Source organism: Roseibium litorale, assembly GCF_014842915.1.
Classification (GTDB): domain Bacteria; phylum Pseudomonadota; class Alphaproteobacteria; order Rhizobiales; family Stappiaceae; genus Roseibium; species Roseibium litorale.
In genome coordinates this window covers 197,306-222,015 of sequence record NZ_JACYXI010000002.1, presented here as the reverse complement: position 1 = coordinate 222,015, position 24,710 = coordinate 197,306, and the positions used below count along the sequence as shown (strand labels likewise).

The 24,710-nt window shown below is 59.1% G+C and carries 20 protein-coding genes; 16 read left to right on the top strand and 4 right to left on the bottom strand.

Annotation, left to right across the window (positions count from 1 at the left end; all coding sequences use genetic code 11):
* Positions 1-16: 16 nt before the first annotated feature.
* The 8 genes from IG616_RS05005 to IG616_RS04970 all read left to right on the top strand — a co-directional run bounded on the left by IG616_RS05005 (position 17) and on the right by IG616_RS04970 (position 8,105).
* Positions 17-424, top strand: coding sequence for a hypothetical protein (locus tag IG616_RS05005; protein WP_192147035.1), 408 nt, complete (start codon positions 17-19; stop codon positions 422-424).
* Positions 425-594: 170 nt separating this feature from the next.
* Complete coding sequence (locus tag IG616_RS05000; RefSeq protein WP_192147034.1) at positions 595-1,818, top strand: phage tail sheath subtilisin-like domain-containing protein; 1,224 nt, start codon at positions 595-597, stop codon at positions 1,816-1,818.
* Between the two features lie 24 nt (positions 1,819-1,842).
* Positions 1,843-2,361, top strand: a complete 519-nt coding sequence (locus IG616_RS04995; RefSeq protein WP_192147033.1) for a phage major tail tube protein — start codon at positions 1,843-1,845, stop codon at positions 2,359-2,361.
* A 79-nt stretch (positions 2,362-2,440) separates the two neighbouring features.
* On the top strand, positions 2,441-2,785 hold the full coding sequence (locus tag IG616_RS04990; RefSeq protein WP_192147032.1) for a phage tail assembly protein: 345 nt from the start codon (positions 2,441-2,443) through the stop codon (positions 2,783-2,785).
* 185 nt (positions 2,786-2,970) lie between these two features.
* Positions 2,971-6,489 carry a phage tail tape measure protein gene (locus IG616_RS04985; RefSeq protein WP_192147031.1) on the top strand — a complete coding sequence of 1,173 codons (3,519 nt, stop codon included), beginning with the start codon at positions 2,971-2,973 and terminating at the stop codon, positions 6,487-6,489.
* Positions 6,489-6,905 carry a phage tail protein gene (locus IG616_RS04980; protein WP_192147030.1) on the top strand — a complete coding sequence of 139 codons (417 nt, stop codon included), beginning with the start codon at positions 6,489-6,491 and terminating at the stop codon, positions 6,903-6,905. The genes IG616_RS04985 and IG616_RS04980 overlap by 1 nt, the downstream gene beginning before the upstream one ends.
* Positions 6,893-7,123, top strand: coding sequence for a tail protein X (locus IG616_RS04975; protein WP_192147029.1), 231 nt, complete (start codon positions 6,893-6,895; stop codon positions 7,121-7,123). Before IG616_RS04980 ends, IG616_RS04975 begins: the two co-directional genes overlap by 13 nt.
* A 4-nt stretch (positions 7,124-7,127) precedes the next feature.
* The gene (locus IG616_RS04970) at positions 7,128-8,105 is read left to right on the top strand and encodes a contractile injection system protein, VgrG/Pvc8 family (RefSeq protein WP_192147028.1); all 978 of its coding nucleotides are present in this window, start codon (positions 7,128-7,130) and stop codon (positions 8,103-8,105) included.
* A gap of 6 nt (positions 8,106-8,111) precedes the next feature.
* On the opposite strand, the gene IG616_RS04965 is transcribed toward IG616_RS04970, so the two are convergent.
* Positions 8,112-8,612: a hypothetical protein gene (locus IG616_RS04965; RefSeq protein WP_192147027.1), complete on the bottom strand. Its 501-nt coding sequence runs from the start codon at positions 8,610-8,612 to the stop codon at positions 8,112-8,114.
* 119 nt (positions 8,613-8,731) lie between these two features.
* Here IG616_RS04965 and IG616_RS23420 point away from each other — a divergent pair, with 119 nt between their 5' ends.
* The 6 genes from IG616_RS23420 to IG616_RS04935 all read left to right on the top strand — a co-directional run bounded on the left by IG616_RS23420 (position 8,732) and on the right by IG616_RS04935 (position 18,373).
* Positions 8,732-8,941, top strand: coding sequence for a Com family DNA-binding transcriptional regulator (locus IG616_RS23420; RefSeq protein ID WP_425504151.1), 210 nt, complete (start codon positions 8,732-8,734; stop codon positions 8,939-8,941).
* A 4-nt stretch (positions 8,942-8,945) separates the two neighbouring features.
* Positions 8,946-9,653, top strand: coding sequence for a DNA-methyltransferase (locus IG616_RS04955; RefSeq protein ID WP_192147025.1), 708 nt, complete (start codon positions 8,946-8,948; stop codon positions 9,651-9,653).
* Between the two features lie 187 nt (positions 9,654-9,840).
* Positions 9,841-11,817 carry an AAA family ATPase gene (locus tag IG616_RS23000; RefSeq protein ID WP_192147024.1) on the top strand — a complete coding sequence of 659 codons (1,977 nt, stop codon included), beginning with the start codon at positions 9,841-9,843 and terminating at the stop codon, positions 11,815-11,817.
* 141 nt (positions 11,818-11,958) lie between these two features.
* On the top strand, positions 11,959-14,883 hold the full coding sequence (locus tag IG616_RS23335; protein ID WP_192147023.1) for an autotransporter domain-containing protein: 2,925 nt from the start codon (positions 11,959-11,961) through the stop codon (positions 14,881-14,883).
* Positions 14,884-15,170: 287 nt separating this feature from the next.
* A complete protein-coding gene (locus IG616_RS04940) occupies positions 15,171-16,022 on the top strand; it encodes a 3-oxoadipate:acetyl-CoA acetyltransferase (RefSeq protein WP_192147022.1) in 852 nt (283 codons plus the stop codon).
* Between the two features lie 281 nt (positions 16,023-16,303).
* Positions 16,304-18,373 (top strand): EAL domain-containing protein, encoded by a 2,070-nt coding sequence (locus tag IG616_RS04935; RefSeq protein WP_192147021.1) that lies wholly within the window; start codon positions 16,304-16,306, stop codon positions 18,371-18,373.
* Between the two features lie 50 nt (positions 18,374-18,423).
* Here IG616_RS04935 and IG616_RS04930 read toward each other — a convergent pair whose 3' ends face one another.
* Entirely contained in the window at positions 18,424-19,380 is a 957-nt protein-coding gene (locus IG616_RS04930) for a cation diffusion facilitator family transporter (protein ID WP_192147020.1), read from the bottom strand.
* Positions 19,381-19,792: 412 nt separating this feature from the next.
* Positions 19,793-20,434 carry a MarC family protein gene (locus tag IG616_RS04925; protein ID WP_192147019.1) on the bottom strand — a complete coding sequence of 214 codons (642 nt, stop codon included), beginning with the start codon at positions 20,432-20,434 and terminating at the stop codon, positions 19,793-19,795.
* A gap of 242 nt (positions 20,435-20,676) precedes the next feature.
* Between IG616_RS04925 and gyrA the strand changes: the two genes are divergently transcribed.
* Positions 20,677-23,481, top strand: coding sequence for a DNA gyrase subunit A (gyrA, locus tag IG616_RS04920; RefSeq protein WP_192147018.1), 2,805 nt, complete (start codon positions 20,677-20,679; stop codon positions 23,479-23,481).
* A 116-nt stretch (positions 23,482-23,597) separates the two neighbouring features.
* On the opposite strand, the gene IG616_RS04915 is transcribed toward gyrA, so the two are convergent.
* Positions 23,598-24,002: a hypothetical protein gene (locus tag IG616_RS04915; protein ID WP_192147017.1), complete on the bottom strand. Its 405-nt coding sequence runs from the start codon at positions 24,000-24,002 to the stop codon at positions 23,598-23,600.
* Between the two features lie 190 nt (positions 24,003-24,192).
* On the opposite strand from IG616_RS04915, the gene coaD reads away from it, so the two are divergent.
* Entirely contained in the window at positions 24,193-24,699 is a 507-nt protein-coding gene (gene coaD, locus IG616_RS04910; protein ID WP_192147016.1) for a pantetheine-phosphate adenylyltransferase, read from the top strand.
* Positions 24,700-24,710 lie beyond the last annotated feature (11 nt).

The window sequence follows — 24,710 nt, the reverse complement described above, 5'->3', positions numbered from 1 at the left end:
CACGAGGAGCTAAAACATGACAGATGACCAATTGTCCGTATCGCACAACAATAATCAGCTTCTCGGATCTCCCGAGTGGCTCAGAAAGCAGGGTGTTCCGGATACTGCCATCGATGCTGCGCGCGCCGCTGACAGAACGACGCTGGTGAAGGCGGAGTGCCGTCGGCGCATCTACCGCGTTGCGTCTGCCGAGAGCCAGATGAATATGGCGGCGGCAGCCAGTGTGATTGCCGCAAAGACGGCCAGTGCCCGTTCTTCTGAAGAAAACGACGTGCTGGCGAGGATCGAGGCCACAACCGCTTGGGTTGCGGCTATGCGAGGCAATATCCTGCCGCTTTCAGAAAGTGCTTCAGCCGATGTCTATGCCAACGAGAGTTGGCCGGAGTGCCCGGCGGAAGTTGCTGCACTGGTTGCGGAGTATTGAGGAAGAGGCAATTGGCTCGTGGCCCCTTGACGGCCAATCGAAAGCGGGCCTTTCTATAGGTCTTATGTGAATTCAGTCTACCGGCGGCATTTGTCGCCGGTTTTTGTTTGTGCCGGTGCCGCTACCGTCTGCTCATCCAATTGAGGTTACAGACAAGCGGGCCGAAGCACATGGCAACCAATTACCATCATGGCGTAAGGGCGAGCGATCAGACGTTCGGCACGCCGCGTATTCGCGTCGCTGACGCAGGCGAGATTTGCATCATCGGCACCGCGCCGGATGCGGATGCTGCGATCTGGCCGCTGAACCAGCCGGTCGCCATTCTCGGCGACATTACCAAGGCGGATACGCTTGGTGACACGGGCACCCTGCCGCTATCCCTGAAGGCCATCTGGAACCAGTACGAGAAAACCTCTGGCAAGATCGCCGTGATCCGCGTGGAAGAGAAGGTGGACCCCGCCGAGCAGGTCTCCGCCGTTGTCGGCAGCGCCATAGACATGACCGGCGTTCACGCAGCCCGCAAGGTTCAGGATCAGCTCGACTTCGTTCCGGACCTCTTGATCGCGCCGGGCTTTGCCTTTGCCGACGATGCGGTCACCGCCAATCCGGTGATCAAGGAGATGGTTTCGGTCGCCGAGCGCATCCGGGCCTATGTCTTCGCCGATGGGCCGAACACAACAACCGCAGAGGCAATCGCCAATCGCGACCTCTATTCCTCTGACCGTCTCTCGATCATCGATCCGATGTGCAAGATCTGGGACACGGTCACCAGCACCAATATTGAAGTGCCGGGATCTGCGGTCTATGCGGGCATTCAGTCCCGGCTGGATCTGGAGAAGGGCTTCTGGTGGTCGCCGGACAACAAGGAAGTACGCGGCATCACCGGTCTGGCCCGTCCTGTCGACTGGCGCTTGAACGACAGCAACTGCGAAGCGACCCAGATGAACGCATCGCAGGTCTCCACCTTTTTCAAGGACAAGGGCTTCTGGACCTGGGGCGGCGGGTCTGTTGATCCGCTGCGCACGCTCGGGGGCACCGTCGTTGGCCGCCGCGTTGCTGACAAGGTCTATGACGCGCTGGAACAAGGTCTTCGCGCCTATATCGGCGTTCCCATGTCGCTTCACGCCATCCGGGACATTGCCAGCCTGGTTGAGACCTTCCTTCGGGAACTGGTCCAGAAAGGCGCAATCATCGGCGCCGAGTTCGAGATGCCCGAAGATCTCAATACCCCGCGCCAGATGGCGGACGGCATTCTCTTCTACCGCCTGAAATTCGTCGAAGCCACGCCGATCCGGGACATTGAAATCTGGGGCTACCGGACCCCGGAACTCTATGAGGAGTTCCTTGAACAGGCCTCGGCTGCATCTGCCTTCACGCTTGTGAGCGGTAACTGACGCGCAGCCCCCTAGGAGACCGATATGCTTCATTCACAAGCTCACCGCCAGTTCACACTGTGGCACGGCACAAACGATTTTGGCGGTTCCATTACCGAGTTCAAGCCTCCCATGTCCAAGCTCAAGACGGCGGAACGCCGTCCTGGCGGCATCGCGGCTCCGCTCGACACCCGCCACGGCTTTGAGAAGCTGACCACAGAGATCACCCTGACCGGCATGTCCGACGCGCTGTTCGGCTTGATCAAGGGGTACCGGATCGACCAGGAGCGCTTCTTCCTGCGTGCTGGCTGGGAAGATGAAATCACCGGTGAAGCCTTTACCGAAGTCCATACGATGCAGGGCCGCTGCACGGAGAATGACCTTGGCGACCGGAAGCCGGACGAGGACGTAAAGGTGAAGCTGGTCTTCTCGCTTGTGTTCTGGTCCCACGAATACGCCGGTTCCGAGCGCTATTATTTCGATCTTCTGAACAACAACATCCGCCAGAACGGCACCACGATCACGGACGCGGTCAACGCGGCCTTGGGCCGGGGCGGCGCTTAAGTCCACCGGATAAGACCGTCTGCGGACGGCGCAGGCCGGTGAGAGCCCGGCCCTCATCCCTTACCAATCGAGGCACATCATGGACACTGTTGAAGTCACCCTTCCGAAGCCACTCACCGTGAACGGTGAAACCGTCAGCACCATCACCTTGATGCGCGAACCGACAGGGCAGGATCTGGGCCGGTTCTCGGTCATGGATCTTCTTGTCGAGGGCGACAAAAAAGCGATTGCCCATGTGACCGAGAAAATCGGCGTGCCGTGTGTTCCTGCCGAAGTGATCCGCAAGGGATCTGGTGCAAACCTCCTGGCGTTGCAGGCGGCCTTTGGCTCTTTTTTCGAAGCCATCGACTTCGATGGGCTGGTGGTGCGCAAGACGATGACGCCGGAGACTGGGACGACACCGGGGCCGAAGACGCCGAAGTAACCCTGCTCAGGCCGGAGAGCATCAACCAGATCTATTACGAGATCACAGAGGCTTTCCACTGGCAGCTGTCGGAACTGAAGGCGCTGCCCTGGTCTGAGCTTTACGAGCACTGGATCGCCGCCCGCAAGCTCCTGGAGGAACGGGTGGCGGCAATCGAAAACGCACAGCGGGAGAGGCGGTAGCCGGTGGCTCAGCTCAAGGCACAAATGCTGCTTACCTTGCGCGACCGGCTGTCCGGCAAACTCTCCCGCGTGCGCCGTCAGATGAAGGACATCGGACGGGACCAGCGAGGCGTTCGCCGCGAGTTCAGTGAGACCGCCCGTCAGTCCGCCCGGATGGGGTTGCGTACGGCGGAAGCGGCAAAAGTGGCCGCTCAAGGACAGTCCAGGCTGCTCCAGGAATTCCGGGCACTGAAGCAGCAATCCGTCGCCACGCGGGAAAAGCTTGCCGGTGTGCAGACGCGCCTTAAGGATCTCTCCAAAGCCGGAAAGGCAACGGGGCAGGAGTTCAAACGGCTGCGCTCTGAAGCAGGCCGTTTGAAACGGTCTTTAAGCACCAATGAAAGGGGGCTTGAACAGCTGCGGCGGAAGCTGCGGACCACGGGCACCTCTACTCGCGATCTTGCGAAAGCAAGCCGGGACAGCGCAAGCGCCTTGCGCGCCTCGACCGATGCGGTCAACACGCACGAAAAGTCTCTCGCCAGAATGGAACGCCGCCAGCAGGCAGTCCAGCGGCTGACCAACCGGCTGCGCGACCGGCGCAACCGTCAGATGGCTCTGGGGGCGGGGTTTGGCATTGCGGGTGCCGGTGGGCTTTACGCCGGGCGTCAGGCCGTGCGGCCCGTGCAGTCCACCGTCACAGAATTTGCGTCCTTTGAAGAGCAGATGGATGCGGTCGCGGCTGTCGCCCGCGTAACGAAGGGCAGCGCTGCCTATGAGGCTCTTGCCGAAAAGGCGCGTGAGCTTGGTGCCTCGACCAGTTTCTCCGCCCAGGAAGTTGCCGAAGCCATGCAGTTCCAGGCCATGGCCGGTTTTGATGGCAATGCGATCCTGGCATCAATCGCGGATAACCTTGATCTTGCGAAAGCCACCAAGACGGGGCTTGGCGAAACCTCGGACATTTCGTCCAATATCCTGTCTGCGTTCGGGCTGGACCCGAAGGAGATGAAGCGGGTCGGGGATGTGTTGACCGCGACCACCACCCGCGCAAACGTCGACCTGATCATGCTCGGTGAGAGCATGAAATACGTGGCTCCGGAGGCCAAGGCCCTAGGCGTTTCCCTGGAAGAAACGGCTGCCATGGCCGGTCTGCTCGGCAATGTCGGCATTCAGGGCAGTCAGGCCGGTACATCGCTCAGAGCCATCTACCAGCGCCTGGCTGCACCGACTTCCAAGGGAGCCGCCGCCTTGAAGGAACTGGGCATTCGCGCCAAGACGGCTCATGGCGATCTTCGGCCTGTCCCGGAGCTTCTTGCCGAGATCGGCAAGGCGACCGAAGCGATGGGATCGGCAGACCGCAAGGAGATCTTCAAGGAGCTGATTGGCGTAGAGGCAGGCTCTTCATTCTCGGCCTTGATCGATGAAAAAGGCTTTGCCGTCTTTCAGGATCTTCTGATCGCCTTGAAGGATGCAAACGGCGAGGCCTCCCGTGTCTCCAAGGCGATGGGGGACAACCTGTCGGGAGATACGAAGGGGCTGCTTTCGGCTCTGAGTGAACTCAAAATGGTCATCGGCGAAGAGCTTAACCCTGCCATGCGAGAGGCCACGCAATGGCTGACGGCTGCAACGCGCGGCATCGCCTCATGGCTCAAGGAAAACCCCAGGCTCACCCGTGCAATCGGCTTTGCCGCAATTGCTCTTGCCGGGTTCCTGATCGTTGGCGGAGGGTTGCTGACCTTTCTGGGGTCCATCACCATCATGCTTGCGGGCATGCGCTTCGGGATGCAGATGCTCGGCCTAAGAGCCATGGCATCGGCGGGCCGTGTCGGGTTGCTTGGGCGTGCCTTGAACGGGTTGAGGCCTGTTCAACTGGCGATCCGGCTGTCCGGATTGTTGCGGCTTGCTTCGCTCTCCGGTCTGTTCGCAGGGCTCCAGGCTGCGGGTGTGGCGGCGCTCTCCGCCATTGCCGCCATCGGCTGGCCGGTTACGGCACTGATCGCGGCAATCGCTGCCGGAGCGTTCGCTGTGTGGAAATATTGGGACCGCATCAGCTCCGTGGTCTCCGGCTTCCTGGGCGGGCTCGTGGGCGCCTTTACCCCGGAACTCGACGCACTAAAAAACGCTTGGGCAAGCGGGATAGATGCGATTGCTGGCACCATCGGCGAGGCGGCATCAGCCATCGGTCTCGACGGCGGCAAGATCCATCAGGCTTTGGCGAGTGCCTTCGATATGTCTGGCATGCTGGCCGGTCTTGCCAGCATCAAGGATGCCGTCGCCTCGTTCTTCTCCGGCTTGTTCAGTCAGGAAACGCTCGGAGCGGATCAAAAGGAACGTTTTGCCAATCTGGGCCGCGAGGCCGCTGCCGCGTTCGGTGAGGCGATCAAGTCTTCCTTCAAGGCTCTGGCTGGTGCGAGCAGCTTTGCCCTGGCTGCTGTCACCGGTGATTTCCGGAAGCTGCAGCAGCTTTTCGATATCGATCTGACCGAAGCCGGGCGCAAGATCATCACCTCACTGCTTGAAGGCATGAAATCGGTCTTTGTTCAGCTGATGGCCTGGGTCGATCAAAAGATCGCCGCGCTGAAGGATGCCTTCTCTTTCAACATCTCAATGCCGAGCATCTTCGGCGGCGGCACTCCGGCTGCTGCCCCGGCTCCAGCCTTAGCCAATGACAACGCCCCGGTGGGCAAATATGCCTCCGGCGGCATTGTCCGCAAATCCGGCATTCAGCTTGTTGGCGAACGCGGGCCGGAGCTGCGCTATGCCAGCAAGGGCGAGTTTATCGCTCACCACGGCCAGCTGCGGGACATGGCCCAGCTCAGCCGCCACATCCAGGAGGGCGGTCAGACGGGCGGGACTGCGACACCGACGGGCCGCGCCAGATCCTTTGTATTTTCTGTGCCGGATCTTTCCGCGCTCCGCGCTCTGGTCCCTGCGAATGACTCTATCCCGGCAGGTAAGAATGCGGGCGTGTCCACTGCGCCTGATGGCCTGCCGCGAGAGACCGCCCGCGTCAGCCGGCACATCACCACGGGCAGGCCTTTGGGCGCGCCTGTGTCCTATGCGAGGGGAGGATCATTCAGGCTTTCGATGCCGGATCTTTCCGGGGTCAGCACTCCCATTCCCGCGAATGACTTCACCCCGGTGGGCAAATATGCCTCCGGCGGAATCGTCCGTAAATCCGGCATCCAGCTTGTCGGCGAGCGCGGGCCGGAGCTGCGCTATGCCAGCAAGGGCGATTTCATTGCGCACCACGGCCAGCTGCGAGAAATGACGCAGCTCAGCCGCCGCGCCGAGGAAAGCCGTCAGGCGGGCGGGCTCGTGTCTTATGCGACCGCCGAGCCGATCATGCCCCGTCTTGCCGCAGCAACCGGGCGCGCCGAGGGGCAGTCCCCGGCAGACGGTGGCCAGGGAACCGGTTCGGATCGGGCAGTGAGCCAGCAGACCAACTACAACACGTTCCATCTTTACGGCAGTGATCCGCAGGCCTTGGCCCGCGAGGTCTCCGACATTCTGGAACGTCAGTCGCGCCGGAGGATGTCTGACTGATGCAGCGACCCCTGGCAGCGCTTTCGGGCGGCGGAACGTTCATCTTCGCGCCGTTGCAAGGTTCTTACGAAGAACTGTCCCAGACCTGGTCCGCAAGCTGGGCAAGGCACGACGTTATCGGCGCGCCTGCTGTGCGTCAGTTCACCGGGCCAGATGACCGCGAGCTGTCCATTCGCGGCAGCATATGGCCGGAAATCCAGCTGCCGGGCCTCTGGCGCATCGAGGCGCTGGCGGGCGTTGCCGAAAGCGGACGGCCCGTAACCTTCATTCTGGCCTCGGGAAGGGTCGTTGGCCGCTTCGTGATCGAAGAGGTCACCAAGGACGAGGCCCTGATCGAAGGTCTTGGCTATCCCGGCGAGATCCAGTTCGAGCTGCGCATGGTCCGCTATACGGGAGGGATTTCATGGCCGTTTTAACGAGCCTTGAAGGCGAGACCATCGAGCAGGTCGTGTTCCGCCACTATGGCCGCCAGGACGCGGTGCTTCTGCGACGGGTCCTGGACGCTCCGGCCAATAAGGCCCTTTCCGCAAGCGGCCCGTTTCTGCCCATCGGCACGTCCGTCACCATGCCCGAGGTTGAAGAGGAAACCACCGTGCCCGGTGCGATCTCTGCCGCCGTAAGCTTGTGGGATTAAGGCCATGACACCGATCTTTCTTGTCAGCGTGGCGGGTTTGGAAATTGCCGGTCTTGTGGGGCAAGGCGGGCTTTTGAATGCGACCGTGACCGATGAGGCGGGCATCAAGTCGGACGCCTGCGACTTGGAGTTTGCCCGTTCCGCGCTCTCCGCACCGCCGCCGCCCGGCTCACCCATCCTGATTGCCTTCGGCTACAAGGAAAGTGGCCTCGGGCAGATCTGGAGGTTTGTTGTCGATGAGGCAGAGACCTCCGGCTCCAAGTCGGGCGGTCACCTGATCAAGGTTTCCGGTACTGCCGCCGATATGACCCAGGGTTTCAAGGAAGAGCGCACCGAAAGCTACGACAACAAGACCATTGGCCAGATCGTCAAGACCATCGCGGGCCGGAACAAATTGCAGCCTGTCGTATCTCAGAAGCTTGCCAGCGTGATGATCAAGCATCGCGATCAGACACAGGAATCGGATCTGCATTTTCTGCAGGGTCTTGCGAGGGACTACGGCGCAACCGTCAAGGCGGCAGAAGGCAAGCTTGCGTTCCTCGAAAAGCGATCCGGCCAGTCTGCGGGCGGCTCCGCCCTTGATGCACTCGGTGTGCCCACGTTCCTCATAACGGACTACCGGTGGCGGGGAGCCAAGCGCGGCGAGTTCAAGTCCGTCCGGGCGGCCTGGCACGACCAGAAAGAGGCCAAGAAGAAGTACGAGGAAGCCGGGTCCGGCAAGCCTCAGAAGACGTTGAAACGGACGTTCCCCGATCAGGAGGCGGCGAAGAAGGCGGCGGAAGCGGAACTGAGGGAAACGGCCTCCACGGCAGAGATCTCGCTGACGCTCCCAGGCAATCCGATCATCCGGGCCGAACGGCCGATCTTCCTGCCGCCCATCCAGCCGGAACTGGTAGGCCAGTGGATCGTGACGCGGGCGGTGCACCGGTGCAGCAAATCAGGCGGCTACACGACGGATGTGGAAGCGAGGAAGCAGGTATGAAGTGCTTTAATTGCAAAGCTCGCCTGGGAGTGCTCCCAGGAGCTGTCCCAGAAAGCCAACAACGATCAGCAGAACCGCAACTTCGGTGTTTCGGATTGTCGCACTTGCTGAGACAGTCAATTGCTTGCGCGCGGCAACATTGCTTTCGAGTGCCCGTATCAGGACTCTCGAGGTTTCTCGTGATCCTAATCCGATCACCTCGCCGCGTTCAGCAGCCTGCCTTGAGCTGTAAACAAAGGCTGCATCGCCAAAGCGGGCAGGGTCGAGAATACCTGTTCGTCCAGAACTCATGGCAGTATCGACCCTTTTTTGAAGCTCGCGAAGACCTCGTAGCTCTTCTTCAAGCGCGTCATTCTTTTGCAGAACGAGTTCTTGAGTCCTTACAAGGTCGAAAACCAACACGCCAAATCCGGCGATGTCAAACAACAATCCACCAACGCTCCAGAAGGTGCACCCCATACAAACAGCGGAGGGCAAGAGGCATAAGTCTTCCACGACTGTCATCAATACGGCCTCCGTAGCTGACGGACGGCCCGGACCCGAAGATCCGGACGGCGGGCCTCAATCGCCAAACCAAGTGCCCGCCCGGCAGGAATAGACAACCACCGCGCCCGCTGCATCGCGCGATGCCGGGAATTTATGGACGAGTCGCCATAAGGTTGTCACCAAGTATGAACGAGATCCGATGCGGCAGCTGCCGCAAGCTCCTGATGAAGGCACAGCAAAACGCCATCACCGGCACGATAGAAATCAAGTGCACCCGCTGCGGGACACTCAATAACCTGAGGCCAGTCGAGCCCTTCTCAGATCGCCAAGAGCGCCTGACGAAAGCTTGAAAACATGAACTGGCAACTGTTTCAGCAAGACGCTTTAACCTGGTTGAATGACCAGTCGGACGAACAGTTCGATGCACTCATCACCGATCCGCCCTATAGCTCCGGCGGGCTTCATTCCGGCACCCGGACAGCCGGATCGGCGAATAGCAAATACATCAACGACCCTACGCTTTATCCGGAGTTCTCCGGCGAGAACCGCGACCAGCATTCCTATCTGCTCTGGTCCGTGCTGTGGCTGACCGCTGCCTTCCGGACTTTGAGGCAAGGTGCACCGGTCATGGTCTTCATCGACTGGAGGCAGCTGTCGGTCATGATCACCGCCATCCAGGCGGCGGGTTTCACCTATCGGGGATGTGTGCCTTGGGACAAGACCGAGGCCTGCCGACCCATGAAGGGCCGTTTCCGCCAGCAGGCAGAATTCATCCTGTGGGGTTCAAAGGGTGAATGGCACGACAAGGATGGCCCGACGCGGCCCGGCGTCTATCGCTTCGCCGTCAACGCCGGTGGCCCGAAGCTTCACACGACAGGGAAGCCGCTGCCGCTGATGGACGCGCTTGTGCAGGTCTGCCCGGCGGGGACCATTCTCGATCCGTTTGCAGGTTCAGGCACGACGGGCGTTGCGGCACTGAGGGCCGGACGCCGGTTTGTGGGGTGTGAACGGGAGGCTGCCTATTACGACATTGCGAGTGCGCGGATGGCGAAGGTGGCTTAGGTTGTGGGTTCGGTGTTTACGCTGGTAGGGCCGGTTCGGGAGAGGGAGCGGAATGGCAGCTATAAAAGTGGTAAAACTAGAAGAGCGGCCATTCGCTCGCGCTGCCAAGCGACATCTACCAAAAAACTTCTCTGATCAGCGCCTACGATACCATTTTAGTGCAGATAAAAGCCGGGGGATTCGTTAAGTGAGGCTTTCGTTCAAACAATCACACCTATCTATATTGGCGTTTCCCGATATCGAGCTCCCGTCCTTTTCGGTCATTGTTGGCCTGAACGGCAGCGGGAAAAGCCATCTGTTGCAGGCTATAGCCAATGGATGCATTTCTAATTCGGTCGCGGCGGGACAGCCCGAACTTTCTGGCAACGCCAACCCGAGTATAAAACTGTTTGGTCAGGATGGCCGCGTCCTTGACCTTGGCCAAGCCTATTTCGTTACCCCGCAAGGCGACGACATGATGGAATCGTTCGAAGAAACACGGCTTCAACTCTTGCGGACACAGCGCGTGGCGCTTGAAGAGGCAGCAAACCATAAGATCGCAGAGATTTTGCAGTCTGGAGAAGACGTCTGGCGGCTTGGAGCGAGCGAGGTCGCCTGTAGGTTAGGTGAAGCGGACACTGGTCGGATCGAAGGTATCTTTGCCGCAGCGGAGCAATCACTCGTAACACCCAATGATAACATTCGGTTCATTACTAGAGATCTTCGCAGAGTGCCGGTACCACAATTGCAGGCGATGGTGCAGAAGGTCGCAGCGAAAATCGGGATCTCACCGTTGCAGGTCGACATGACGCAGATGAAGTTGTTTGCGCCATGGGGCAGTATGGATCAATTCTCCACAAACTTGCCGCTCTTGTTCGGCAAGTATCGCGATGCTCGGCTGCGGAACCAGCTTCGTCGAATGGGCGACAGTGAGCGTGGCTTAGTAGACGCGATGAGCGACGAGGATTTTATCGCGAGCTTTGGTAGTCCGCCATGGGAACAGATCAACGAAACCCTCGCTGCATTCGCGTTGCCCTACAAAGTGTCACCGCCGAGCCTTTTCGACTACGATCCAGTAACTGTGAATCTCAAAAAAGTGGGCACGGACCATGTTGTAAGCCCACAAAATCTCTCTTCGGGTGAGAAGGTCTTGCTGCAATTTGCAGTCTCCTTATTCCACATTGATGAGTACTTTATCTCCGTTTCACGACCACAGCTTCTGCTTCTAGATGAAATGGACGCCTCGCTTCACCCTGAAATGGTCCACAGGTGGCTTGGAGCCGTTCAGCATGGCTTGGTCGATGAGCAAGGTATTCATTGCATTGCAACAACCCACTCACCCACCACGGTCGCGCTCGCCCCCGAAGAATCTTTGTTCGAGATGAAGGATGGGCTCTCGGGGCTGGCAAAGATTTCCAAGCAGGAAGCGCTGAACAGGCTCACATTTGGTGTCCCGACGCTTTCGATCAACTATACAGGTCGTCGTCAGGTCTTCGCTGAAAGTGACACAGACGCCGCAGCCTATGAGAGAGTTTACGCGCTCATCAAATCGCACATTAGCTGCGAAAGGGAATTGAACTTTCTCTCCACCGGCCTGCGCGACAAGGACAACGGCGAAATCAATGCAGGCTGCACAATCGTAAAGCAAACCGTCGGGCATCTCGCCAGTTGCGGTATCTCATCGCTCTTCGGCATTGTCGATTGGGACGGCGAAGCTATTCCCACTGATCGGATTAAGGTCGTGGCGTACGGCGAACGCAACGGCATCGAGAACGTTCTCCTCGATCCTCTTCTTGTGGCACTGCTACTGATGAAAGAGCAGCGCTTACCGGAAGGGCTTGAAGATATTAGCCGCTTCACGGGAGCGCAAAGCCTTGAACCTCCTGAACTCCAACGGTTGGTTGATGCGATCCAAATTGCCGTATTTCCTGACGAAACCGAGCAGGTGGCAGTCTCCTATCTTGGAGGAGCAACGAGCAGCGTCTTCCGCGCCTATCTCCAAGCTGACGACCATGCGCTCGAAGAGGCTCTCGTCGAAAAGTTTCAAACACTCAACAAATGGAAAGGCAGAGGCAGAGGCGCACTCGTCATGGCCGTGATCGAGCATGTTATATCGGAGCACGTGCCATTTTGCCCCGTTGCATTACGAGAGGTTTTTGAAACCATCGCAAACGCCCCTGACTAGTCGTCCGGCATCAGCAGATTAAACGATCGTTTTTGGAGTGAGTGATGTTGCCGCATAATATTGAAAAGCGGGCGGGGGAAAGCTGCCGGGCGATGGGTGGGATACTCAACTCTAGCTCCCAACGACTGGACTTGAATTTGGGTGCCAAATGAAGTTGCGCGGAATGCCAAGCGATTTTGCGCGCTACAGGAGCTGGCGGGAGCGTTCGGTTTCACCTTCACGCTTGGCAACGACGATTCCGATGAGAACCCCTACACAGTTGCCGTCAGTGGTTCCGCCGGCGGGACACCGGAAATCGCCGTGAGCTCTTCGGAAGGCGGCGGCGTTTCGAGCGGCGGAACAGATACCGTTACATCTGTTCCAGTTGCAGCCACGGCTTCGTCCATTGTTTACACCATCACAAATTCCGGTACCGATGCACTGACCATTACCGCGCCGTCGGTTGCTGCGAACGTCAGCTCCACCAGCAATGTCACCGTTGCCAGCATGACTCTTGCATCAACGAGTGTTGCCGCAAATGGCGGAACGACAACGCTCACGGTCGGATATACGCCCGCGGCAGGCGGGGCGTTCGGCTTCACTTTCAATCTGCAGAACAACGACGCGGACGAAGGAACCTATACGATCAACGTGGCGGGGACGGCCGCGAGCCAACCCACGCCGGACCTGACGGTGATCGCGCCGGACGGCGGTGAGGTGCCAAACGGCGGCGAGGAGACGGTATCAACGCCGCCGCAAGCGGGTTCCTCAACGACCATAACCTATACGATCAGGAACCCGGGAGGGTCTCCTCTCACGGTAACCCAGCCGACGGTGTCCGGAAACATCAGCGGACAAACCAACGTGGAAGTCCGGAGCATCAGTCTGACGGTGTCAGCGCTCAGACGGGCTTCCCGCTACAGTATCATGACTGCAGGTCTTTCAAGAAAGGCACAGGCGCTTTCCGGGTTCGACCGGGTTGCGCTGTCCGTAGCCGCAACGGCCTCTTCGATCGTCATTCCTGCTGGCGGAACCGCAAATCTCGTCATTGACTATGTGCCGAGTGGTCTGGGGGCTTACAGTTTCAAGCTGAACTTGACGTCTGATGACCCAACGACACCGGTTTTCCAAGTCACCACATCAGGGACGGCGGTTGGCAACGCGGATATGGCGGTTTCCTCCTCTGAAGGGGGGAGCATTACCAATGGCGGTGAGGACGCCATCAAGGGCAACAAACAGCAGGATGAACAAGCTACAGTCACCTATACGATCACGAACAGCGGCAATGCCGACCTGACCCTGACGGCCCCGACTGCCGCAGGCAGTGTCAGCGGATTGACCAATGCCACGGTCGACAGCCTGATCCTGTCGGCAACGACTGTTCCTGCAAATGGCGGATCCGCGACCCTTGCGGTGACCTATACGCCCAAAGGCCCAGGAGCCTTTGGATTTACGCTCCGGCTCGATAACAACGACCCTGACGACAACCCTTTTGTCATCATGGCCAAGGGTAACTCCCTGGGGTTTGCCTCCGGTCTCGTCGCCGTGTCGGGCGATGGCCAGGAAACGGATATCAACCAGCGCTTTGACCAGCCACTCGTTGCCACAGTGGTGGATGACGCCGGTCAGGGAATACCCGGCGTCAGCGTCACCTTCACGGCTCCGGGCAGCGGGGCATCCCTGATCTTTGCCAGCACGGGAACCCATACCGAGACAGTCACCACAAATGCGGCTGGTGTCGCGGCAAGTTCCGCCATGACCGCAAACGGCACCGCGTCGACCTATCTTGGCGGAAGGTCCTTCGCGCCCTACGCGGTGACCGCAAGCTCGTCCGGACTGAGCAGTGTGTCCTTCTTCCTCAAGAACAGACGCGACTCCGCCGCCGATGTGAAAAAGACACAGGAAGTTATTGCCACTTTTGTTACCCGGAGAGCGGACCGTATTGTCAGCGCCCAGCCAGACCTGGCCCAGCGTCTGATCGGAGGCCCATTCGGCCAGCAACGCGGGCTGAACGCGCTTAACTTCAATGCGGCACCCGGCAGCTTTAATGGCAGCTTCCAGTTTTCGCTGCGCTCGTTCATGAACAAGCTTCAACAGCCGGACGAAAGCCGGAGGAAGCAGGTCAAACCGGCGGCGGACCGGTTTGCGGTCTTCGACAGCTTCAAGACAGAGGAAGAGAAACGGCAAGAGCGCAGCACCAATCCGTTCCTGGCGAATGCCTACACCCAGTCTGCAGCCTCGGAAGCTCAGGAAGCAACGGAAGCGGTTCTAACCTCGAACGATGCACCGCAGGGAGACGGCGAAGGGGAGGGCCAGTCCGGCTTTGACGTCTGGCTGCAAGGCTCCTTCAACAAGTCGTCAAATGGCAGCAACAAGGGCCAAAGTGGCATCTTCTTCGCGGGGGTTGACTATCGTTTTGCCGACACCGCCCTGTTCGGCATCATGGGGCAGCTCGACATAACGGATGAGGAAAACCGTGTGGCCAACACCGCGGCAGACGGAACCGGCTGGATGGCGGGCCCCTATGCGGTGGTTAGACTGCACCAGAACCTCTACCTCGATGCCCGGGCGACCTATGGCCAGTCTTACAACAGGGTCAATGCGCTCGGCCTTTTCTACGACGACTTCACCACCAACCGCCTGCTGTTGCAGGGTGGGCTGACGGGAGACTTCAAGTTCGGTGACCTTTCCTTCAACCCCTTCGCCAAGGTGACCTACTTCTGGGAAAAGCAGGATGCCTACACGGACACGCTCGGGAACTGGATTCCAAGCCAGGATTTCGATCTCGGCCGGCTGGAATTCGGGCCGAAAGTGACCTGGGACGTGCCGGTCGATGACGGGTTGCAACTGGCGCTTCAGTTCGGCTTCTCCGGGATCTATGACTTTGATCTGCTGCAGGCGGAAGCGGTCTCTGATCCGTCGCTGGAATCAGCCAATCAGCGGTTCCGCGCAAAGGCCACAGGCGGTGTCGCCGTCGTGGTTCCGGGCAGGAACATCCAGGTGAAGGGCGAGGGCTATTATGACGGGATCGGGGCCAAGGACTTCGAGGCCTTCGGCGGTGCCCTCCGGTTGTCCGTGCCTTTCTAACCGTGAGCGCAGACCGGAGCTTTGCGCAGGAAGCACCAGCTTCAGGCACATGATGAGCTGTGCCTGCCATGAGGCCGTTGAATTGGCCGGTTGAAGCTGTTTGAGCCCCGCACCTTTGCCCCAACATGCGGGGCTTCCTCTGGAGGCATTGGAACGGCTGTTACCGGTGAAAGGCGGATTCCGCTCTCTGTTCCCGTCACCTCGCAGCCACCGGCTTTGCTTGACAGTCTCTCTCCGGTCACCTAGCCCGTTAGAAACGCTTCTCCAAAGCGGAACGGGAGGTCTTCATGCCGGAATCTGTTGCAGGGAAACCCTGCATTATCTGTGTTGCCATCACGGGCTCTTTGCCGACCAAGGCCAACAATCCGGCAGTGCCGATTACTGTCGAAGAGCAAATCGAAAGCACTCAGCAGGCTTTCGAGGCGGGGGCGTCGATCGTGCATGCGCATGTCCGCAATGACGACCAGACCCCATCGAGCGATCCGGAGAAGTTCGCGCGTCTGCAAGAGGGCGTGAAAAAGCATTGTCCCGGAATGATCATCCAGTTTTCGACCGGTGGCCGGTCGGGTGCTGGCCAGGCGCGCGGCGCGATGCTGCCGCTGAAGCCCGATATGGCGTCTTTGTCCGTCGGCTCGAACAATTTTCCAACGCGGGTCTATGAGAACCCGCCGGATCTCGTCGACTGGCTTGCGTCTGAAATGCTCGCCTATGACATCAAGCCTGAGATCGAAGCCTTTGATCTGAGCCATATTCATCAGGCGGCCGCCATGCAGAAGGACGGACGGCTGAAAGCACCAGCCTATGTTCAGTTCGTCATGGGGGTGAAGAATGCCATGCCTGCGGACAAGGATGTCTTTGACTATTACATCCGCACGATGGAACGCTTGCTGCCGGATAGCCAATGGTGTGCGGCAGGCATTGGCCGCGAACAATTCGTCCTCAATGAGTGGACCGTCAGCTCCGGCGGCCATGCCCGCACGGGGCTAGAAGACAACGTCCGGATCGACAAGGATACGCTGGCGCCCTCCAACGCAGCCCTCGTGCGGCGCGTGACGGAACTATGCGGGAAATACGAGCGGCCAGTGGCAACACCGGCTCAGGCCCGCCAGATCCTGGGCCTGCGGCCGCAGGGCGCCTGATCTGGCAACAGACATATGCCCTTCAGGTCCATCCGTTGACAAAGCCATTGGCTGGACCTGCAAGCCCGCAGTCTTTGTGATGCAGCGGCCCTTGTGAGGTCTCACAAGGGGTGGCAATTTATTAGTGTTTATCTCCTAGTCTAATTTCACAGGCTTTTCTTTTGAGAGCTTGCCGGAACCTTCCGGAATACGTTTTGTTTTTGTAAGAAAAGACCATTGACGTGACAATGCCAGAGAGTTTCTCATCAGGCCGCCGTCGAAGCATTGAGGAGTCACGTCCGGTGTCAAAGGATGGTGGCTTCGGCGCCGGAAACGAGCCGGTACAGCAAACGGCCGATGCGCTGGCTCCTCTCCCAGGAGCCGGAAACCTCCAGGCCGTAGACGAAGCTCTGCTTGACGCTGCCTACAGCAACAATCTCACGAGCATGCTGGTCAACTTTATCTGCGGGGCTGGTGTCCTCCTCACGCTTTGGGTTCTTGCTCCCGATCCGGTGTTTCTGTGGGGGTGGTCGGCAGGTCTCGTGGCCGTGACAACGTTCCGTCTCGTGGTGCATCTGCAGAACGCCAGGACACCCGCTGAATTTTGTGCCCTGCCGCAGAACCTGAAGATCAGATGGCAGCTGGCCTCCGCCATCGGGCTGGTTTTTTCTGCACTCCTCTGGATGATCATGACCATCCATGTCCTGAGTGGCGGCGATCCCACCATTCAATTTGTCAATATTGTCGTGGTGTCGTCGCTGGCCGCCGGAGCCACAGGCACAATGGCTCCCCAGCTGGGAGTTGGCCGCCTTTACCTGTCGGTGTTGTTGATTCAAGGCTGTGCCGCGCTGCTCTATCAGGGCGGCCCGATGATCGCCGTGAGCGTACTGGGTGTCGTGCTTCTGGGGGCCATGCTGTACGGGCACTACCGGAATCACATGATTCTGCGCAATTCGATCGAGTTGCGTTTCGCGAACAGCCAGCTTGTTCTGGATCTTGAAGACGAACGCCGGGCGCTTGAAAATCTGAACGCAACACTTGAGGACCGCGTTCGCAGCCGGACCGCAGAACTCAAGGTTCAGGCAGAGCATGACTCGTTGACCGGGCTTTGCAACAGAACCGGTCTTCGCCAATGGGTCAGCGAACACACTCTCAGTCCAGGTTGTGTTTTTGCAGTCATCTTTATCGATCTCGACCGTTTCAAACAGATCAATGCCGGATTGGGGCACACCATTGGTGACGCGGTGCTGCGTGAAGCCGGAAGACGGCTTTCCGCACATCTGCCGGAAGGTTCAGTTCTGGCAAGGTGGGGCGGAGACGAGTTTCTGATTCTGTTTTCCGGTCACGGAACCATTGCCCAGCAAGCCGGTTTCATGCTGGCGAACAGGATGCGGGAGGCGGTTGAAGCACCCATAAACTTTTCGGGGCACACGCTCTACGTCAGCTTCAGTGCCGGGGTGTCACTTTCAAACGCGGGAGAGCGCAATGTCGGTGCCGCAATCCGGGCCGCCGATCTCGCTATGGGGCAGGCCAAACGGACGCGGCGCGGCTCAACACTGATTTATTCGGACGATATGAAGGGCGAGCAGGAACGGCGCCTCATGATCGGCCAGTTCCTGAAACAGGCGATCAAGGCGGGTGAATTCGCTCTGGCCTTTCAGCCGGTCGTCGCAGCCTCCCTGGATTCCATCGACGCCCATGAAACACTTCTACGATGGAACAACCGGGTTCTGGGGCCTGTTTCGCCGGACGAATTCATCCCCATTGCCGAGGAAACCGGCGAGATCGTTACCATCGGTGCCTATGTTCTGGATGAGGCCTTGCGCCAATATGCAGCCAGCGGCCTGGCGGCCCGCGCGGGCAAGCTGGCCATCAATCTGTCTCTGCTGCAAATCGTGACACCTGGCCTCACCGAGCAGGTGCGAGCGGCACTCGCACGACACCGAATCTCGGCGCACAAGCTTGTGCTGGAGGTGACAGAGTCGATTTTTGACGACAGGAATTCATCCCTGATCAACACGGTTCTGACCGGACTTCATAAGGATGGGATCGAAATCCATCTGGATGACTTTGGCACCGGCTATTCGTCGCTCTCCCGGCTTCATGAAATGCCGATCACGGCACTGAAGATCGACAAGTCTTTCGTTCAGAAGGGGGATGCTCAGGCAACGGCCATCATTGAGGGCAGTGTTCTGATTGCCCGGCAGTTCGGGATCCGTGTGATTGCGGAGGGCGTGGAAACCCTGGAACAAGCGCAATCCCTGCAGGCCATCGGCGTCGACGCCCTGCAAGGCTATCTTTTCTCCCGTCCTGTTCCAGGATTTCAAGAGACCGTCACGGTCAATCCGCAGGAACAACTGGCGGCTGGCTGAACCAGCCAGATCTCGGCGGTCCGTGCCGTATCTCTCCAACTCCCGCTGGATTATATTTTCGGGTCGCTCTCGATCTCCGCTTTCAGCATTTCCTGATGATGCCTTGACGCCTGAACCTCGATGAAGAGGCGTTTGACAATGGGGTTCTGCCGCTTGATGGCTATTTCCAGGGCGTAGATCGCATCTTCAACGGCTCCGGCGTTCAACTGATCTTCGAAGTCGACAGACAGGGCGAGCAAGACGTCCTGAGGGCCACGGTGCAGCGTTCTGATCTCGTTCAGGGCATGCACCGCCGGAGCAGCCTCCACAATCGAGCGGACAGAGGCGACGAGTTCCGGACCCGCCCCTTCGCCGATCAGAAGCCCCTTGGTTTCATAGGCAAGAAGAACGGCGGTCGCGCCGAGAATTATGCCAATCACGATGGAGGCTGCGCCATCCAGCCAGGGTAGCCCGAGGATTTGAGCACCAAGCAACCCCAAGAAGGCGACAACCAGTCCCAGCATGGCCGCAGTGTCTTCGAAAAGGACCGTAAAGACCGTTGGATCCTTGGAATCATGCACCGCAGTCAGAAAATTTTTTCCCCCGCGCACCTGATTGAATTCCTTGAAGGCAATCCACCAGGCCCCTGCTTCGAAGATGAAAGCCAGTCCAAGCACAGCATAGGCGATATAGGGATCACTGACAGGATGCGGCTCCAGTACCTTCTGGATGCCCTCGTAAATGGAAACCCCGGCGCCGACGGCGAAGATCAGCAGGGCGACCACAAACGACCAGAAATAGAGTTCAGCGCCATAGCCGAAGGGGTGGCGCTCATCGGCGGGCTGGCGGGCCTTGCGCATGCCATATAGCAAAAGTCCCTGATTGCCGGTATCGACCATGGAGTGGATCCCCTCCGACATCATCGCGGAAGAGCCGGTAAACACGGCAGCAGCGAACTTTGTGACCGCAATGGCCGCGTTCCCGGCAAGCGCTGCGAAAATTACCTTCTTGGACCCATGCCCCGCCATTCCAACGCTCCTTTTGCCGCAGCCCCGTGCGAAAATATCTCCGGAATTAAAGTCTAGGGTGTTGACCCATAAATTTGAAGGTAATAGCGCGTCAACTGGCACCGAAAGGCAAGGCGAGCGGCGAAAAGCGGGCTTTTTGCCTGTTGAGACGCTCAACGCCGCATTTCAAAGCCAGTTGCGCGTCCGGCAAGGATTTGGCGAATTCGTCCGGCTACAGCGTTGCAAGCCTTTGAAAGCCATAAGGCTTCCTGCAGTCTTGCGCCTTGTATCCAAACAAATTCGTTCAAACCATTGCCTTCAAATTTACGGGTCCGCACCCTGGAGCCGATACGGCTTAGTGACAGGGCTTGATCTCCAGAAACGAGCCTAAGGTAATGAAACGGCACCGCAATGTCATAAAGCTCAAAAAAGCTCAATGGCTGGCCATGAAGGTCAGAACCCCATCGGCCACGAACTGGACGGAGAGGGCGGCCAGAAGCACGCCCAGCAGCCGTGTAATCACCAGCTGCGCCGTGTCGCCCATCAGGCGCTCGATTCTGTCCGCCAGAAGAAAGGCGACCATGCAGCTGGAGAGAATGACCACGATGACGCCTCCGAGCCCTGCATAGGCCACCGTGCTGGGTGCCTGGCTGGAGAGCAGGATAATGGCCGAGATCGCTGCGGGTCCCGCTATGAGCGGAATGGCAAGCGGGAAGATCGCGACTTCATGAAACTCGGTCTTCTGCTGTTCTTCCAGCGCCTTTTCCGCCGTCTCGCTCTTTCTCTGGGTGCGCTTGCCGAACACCATCTCGATGGCGATCAGGAACAGCAGAATGCCCCCTGAGACCCGGAAGGCCGAGACGGAGATCCCGAGGACATTGAGCACCGTCTGCCCGGCCACAAAAAACACCAGCAGGATGGCGGCTGCGGTCAGGGTGGCCCTGACGGCTATCCGCCGCCGCTCCACGGCGGTCATGCCTGCCGTAACGGCCAGGAACATCGGCGCCAGCCCGACGGGGTCGATCGTCACGAAGAGCGTCGCAAAGGCGTTTATAATGAAATCTGAAAGGGGCATCCTGCTCTAATCCTCGCGAGGTCTGGGACGGGTCCGGAACCGCATCGCGCCGCCAATTCTGGAGCAAAATGCCCGATCCGTCGCGCAGATACCCCCAATCAATTTTCCAGCCTGTGCATTACCTCTGCAACATATTGAAATCACTTAACAATAATATTGCGCCATGGTTCAGCCGGATTTGGTCGGCAATGGTGAATCGGATATAAATATCTGCACCTTAACAAGACCTAAGAGTTCAATCCTTGGCTGATCAGGACACAAGTACTTCCGGGGGCGGGTTGCCGTCGGATATCAAGCCGATCTCCATCGTCGATGAAATGAAGCGCAGCTATCTCGATTACGCGATGAGCGTGATCGTCAGCCGCGCACTGCCGGATGTCCGGGACGGCCTCAAGCCGGTTCACCGCCGCATCCTGTATTCGATGCATGAGAACGGGTACGAATTCAACAAGCCTTACCGCAAGTCCGCCCGCGTGGTCGGGGACGTGATGGGTAAATATCACCCTCACGGCGACAGCGCGATTTATGACGCGCTCGTGCGTATGGCTCAGAGTTTCTCGCTCCGTCTGCCTCTGATCGACGGGCAGGGCAACTTCGGCTCTGTCGATGGCGATCCGGCAGCCGCAATGCGATACACCGAGTGCCGTCTTGAAAAAGTCGCGCACAAGCTCCTCGACGATATCGACAAGGACACGGTCGACTTCCAGGAAAACTACGACAACTCCGAAAGCGAGCCTGTCGTTCTCCCGGCGAAGTTCCCGAACCTCCTTGTCAATGGCGCGGGCGGCATCGCCGTTGGTATGGCCACGAACATTCCGCCGCATAATCTCGGCGAAGTGATCGATGCCGCCATCGCGATCATGGAGAATCCGGCGCTTTCTCTGGAAGAGCTGATGGAAATCGTCCCGGGCCCGGATTTCCCGACCGGCGGCATTATCCTTGGCCGCTCCGGTATCCGGTCTGCCTTTGAGACGGGCCGCGGCTCGGTCGTCATGCGCGGCCAGGTCGAGGTCGAAGAGATCCGCAAGGACCGCTTCGCTCTGATCGTTTCGGAAATTCCGTATCAGGTGAACAAGTCCTCGATGATCGAAAAGATCGCCGAGGCTGTCCGCGACAAGCGCATCGAAGGCATTTCCGACATCCGCGATGAAAGCGACCGCTCGGGCATGCGCGTCGTGATCGAGTTGAAGCGTGACGCAGTGGCGGATGTGGTGCTGAACCAGCTCTTCCGGTTCAGCCAGCTGCAGACTTCTTTCGGCTGCAACATGGTCGCCCTGAACGGTGGCAAGCCGGAACAGATGAACCTGAGCGACATGCTCAAGGCATTTGTTAACTTCCGCGAGGAAGTCATTGGCCGGCGGACCCGTTTCCTTCTCAAGAAGGCGCGTGACCGCGCTCATATCTTGGTTGGTCTGGGCATTGCGGTTGCCAATATCGATGAAGTGATTCATCTCATCCGGACCGCTCCGGATCCGGCAACGGCCCGTGCCCAGCTGATGGAGCGCAACTGGCCGGCGCGCGATGTGGAGCCTTTGATCCGTCTGATCGACGATCCGCGCCACATGGTTCTGGAAGACGGCACCTACAAGCTGTCGGAAGAACAGGCCCGCGCCATTCTGGATCTGCGTCTGCAGCGCCTGACAGCTCTGGGCCGCGACGAAATCGCGGATGAACTCAACAAGATCGGCGGCGAGATTGCCGACTATCTCGACATTCTGCGCTCCCGCGCGAGAATTCAGGAGATCGTCCGCAATGAGATGCTGGAGATCAAGGCCGAGTTCGCAACGCCCCGCCGCACCCAGATCGTGGATGGCGGCGCAGATTTCGACGACGAAGACCTGATCCAGCGCGAAGACATGGTCGTGACCGTGTCGCACGGCGGCTACATCAAGCGTGTTCCGCTGGCGACCTACCGGGCACAGCGGCGCGGCGGCAAGGGCCGTTCTGGCATGGCGACCAAGGACGAGGATTTCGTCACCCGCCTGTTCGTGGCCAACACCCACACGCCTGTTCTGTTCTTCTCGTCCCGCGGCATTGCCTACAAGATGAAGGTCTGGCGGCTTCCGCTCGGTGGCCCAACGGGCCGCGGCAAGGCCCTCATCAACATGCTGCCTCTTGAACAGGGCGAAATGATCACCTCGATCATGCCGCTGCCGGAGGATGAGGACACCTGGGCAAACCTCGACGTGATGTTTGCAACGGTGCGCGGCACCGTGCGGCGGAACAAGCTCAGCGATTTCATCCAGATCAACCGCAACGGCAAGATCGCGATGAAGCTGGACGATGGCGACGGTATCGTCGGCGTCGAGACCTGCTCCGAGCATGATGACGTGATGCTGACCACCGCATCGGGCATGTGCATCCGCTTCCCTGTCACGGACGTCCGCGTCTTCGCCGGCCGCAACTCTGTCGGGGTGCGCGGTATCAACCGTGCGGAAGACGATACGGTTATCTCCATGCAGATCCTCCGCCACATTGATGTGTCGGCGGAAGAGCGCGCCGCCTACCTCAAGATGTCCCGTGCCCTGCGCGGTGAAACGGATGAGGCCGGTGCGCCGGATGAGGATGTGGTGGCCGGTGAGCTTCCGCAGGAACGCTATGCCGAGATGGGCGCCTACGAACAGACCATTCTCACCATTTCCGAGAACGGTTACGGCAAGCGCACGTCGTCCTACGAGTACCGGGTGACCGGACGTGGCGGCAAGGGTATCACGGCGATGGCTGTGAACCAGCGCAATGGCGGTCTGATTGCATCCTTCCCGGTGGAAGACAGCGATCAGATCATGCTGGTGACCGATGGTGGTCAGCTGATCCGCTGCCCGGTGAACGGCATCCGCATCGCAGGCCGTGCGACCCAGGGCGTGATCGTGTTCAAGACAGCCGCAGACGAGAAGGTCGTGGCTGTGGAGCGCATCAGCGAAGTGGATGAAGAGGCGGAAGCCGTCCTTCTCGAAGGAGAAACCGGTGCGGCCGGCGGCACTTCTGTAGAAGGGACGGACGAAGCTCCTGGAACTTCTGAGGAAGGTGAGGGCGGAGAGGCTGAATAAGCGTCTCTGACACCTGTCATCTTGTTTCAAAAAACGGCAGCGGCCGGGCACATGCCTCGGCCGCTGTCTTGCCGTTTGGGGCAGGGAATGTGTTCCGTCCTAACGGAATATGCCTTTTACCCGTCGATCGGCATGCGGTGCAGAACCGTCGTGTTCGGCTCGGTCGGAGACGCCGTCGACGTGGTGACGAACCCGACCTGACGGACAGAAGAGGCTCCGGTGATCTGAGCGGCACATTCGCTCGACCATGCGCCCCAGGCCTGACCTTTGCACGGAGCTGCGGTTTCAACGCGCTCCAGCCGGTCGGCCTTGTTCACCGTGTTGACCGTACGGGCATCCGCCGCACCGACGGGCGAAAGGGTCATGAAGCCGGCAACGAAGATGGCGCCGACTGCGAGGGACATGATGGCCGCGACCTGAAGGCCGGCGGCGGGATGGGTTGCTTCCGGCGAGGAGAAGAAAACGTCCCGGCTAAAGAAACGGCGCTTGCTCTCTCTGTTTTCGTTTTCCCGTGTTTGCATTGTTCTTACTCCGTGCTGACATTCAGCCGTATCAGGCACCCTCACAGTGCGGTATTCGGGAGATAAACTCCGTGATGGCCATCACAGTTCCGCAGAAAATACGTTTTGTTCATAATTTGGGCAAAAAGGATAACCGGCACCGCGCTCAGGGGCGCTTGCCCGCAGGCCTCTGGCGGGCTATGGAAACGCCATGACCAGAACCGCTCTTTATGCAGGATCCTTCGATCCGGTCACGAATGGCCACATGGATGTGTTGCGTCAGGCTCTGACACTCACGGACAAGGTGATCGTTGCGATCGGTATTCACCCCGGCAAGGCGCCCATGTTTTCCTTTGAGGAACGCTTGGAGATGATCCGGGCCTGCGCATCCGATGCTTTCGGCGCGGATGCCGCCGAGCGAATATCCGTCGAAGCCTTTGATGGCCTTGTGATTGATGCGGCGCGCAAGCATGGCGCTGCCTGCATCATCCGTGGCCTCAGGGATGGAACGGATCTGGACTATGAAATGCAGATGTCCGGCATGAACGGCACCATGGCGCCGGATATTCAAACTGTGTTTCTTCCAGCTTCACCGGGTGTCCGCCATATCACCGCCACGCTTGTTCGGCAGATCGCCAAAATGGGCGGGGCCATTGAGGCCTTCGTCCCCGAAGCGGCGGCCCGGGCCCTCAAGGCAAAGACCGCGGCGGGGGCCTGATCAGGGCTGCC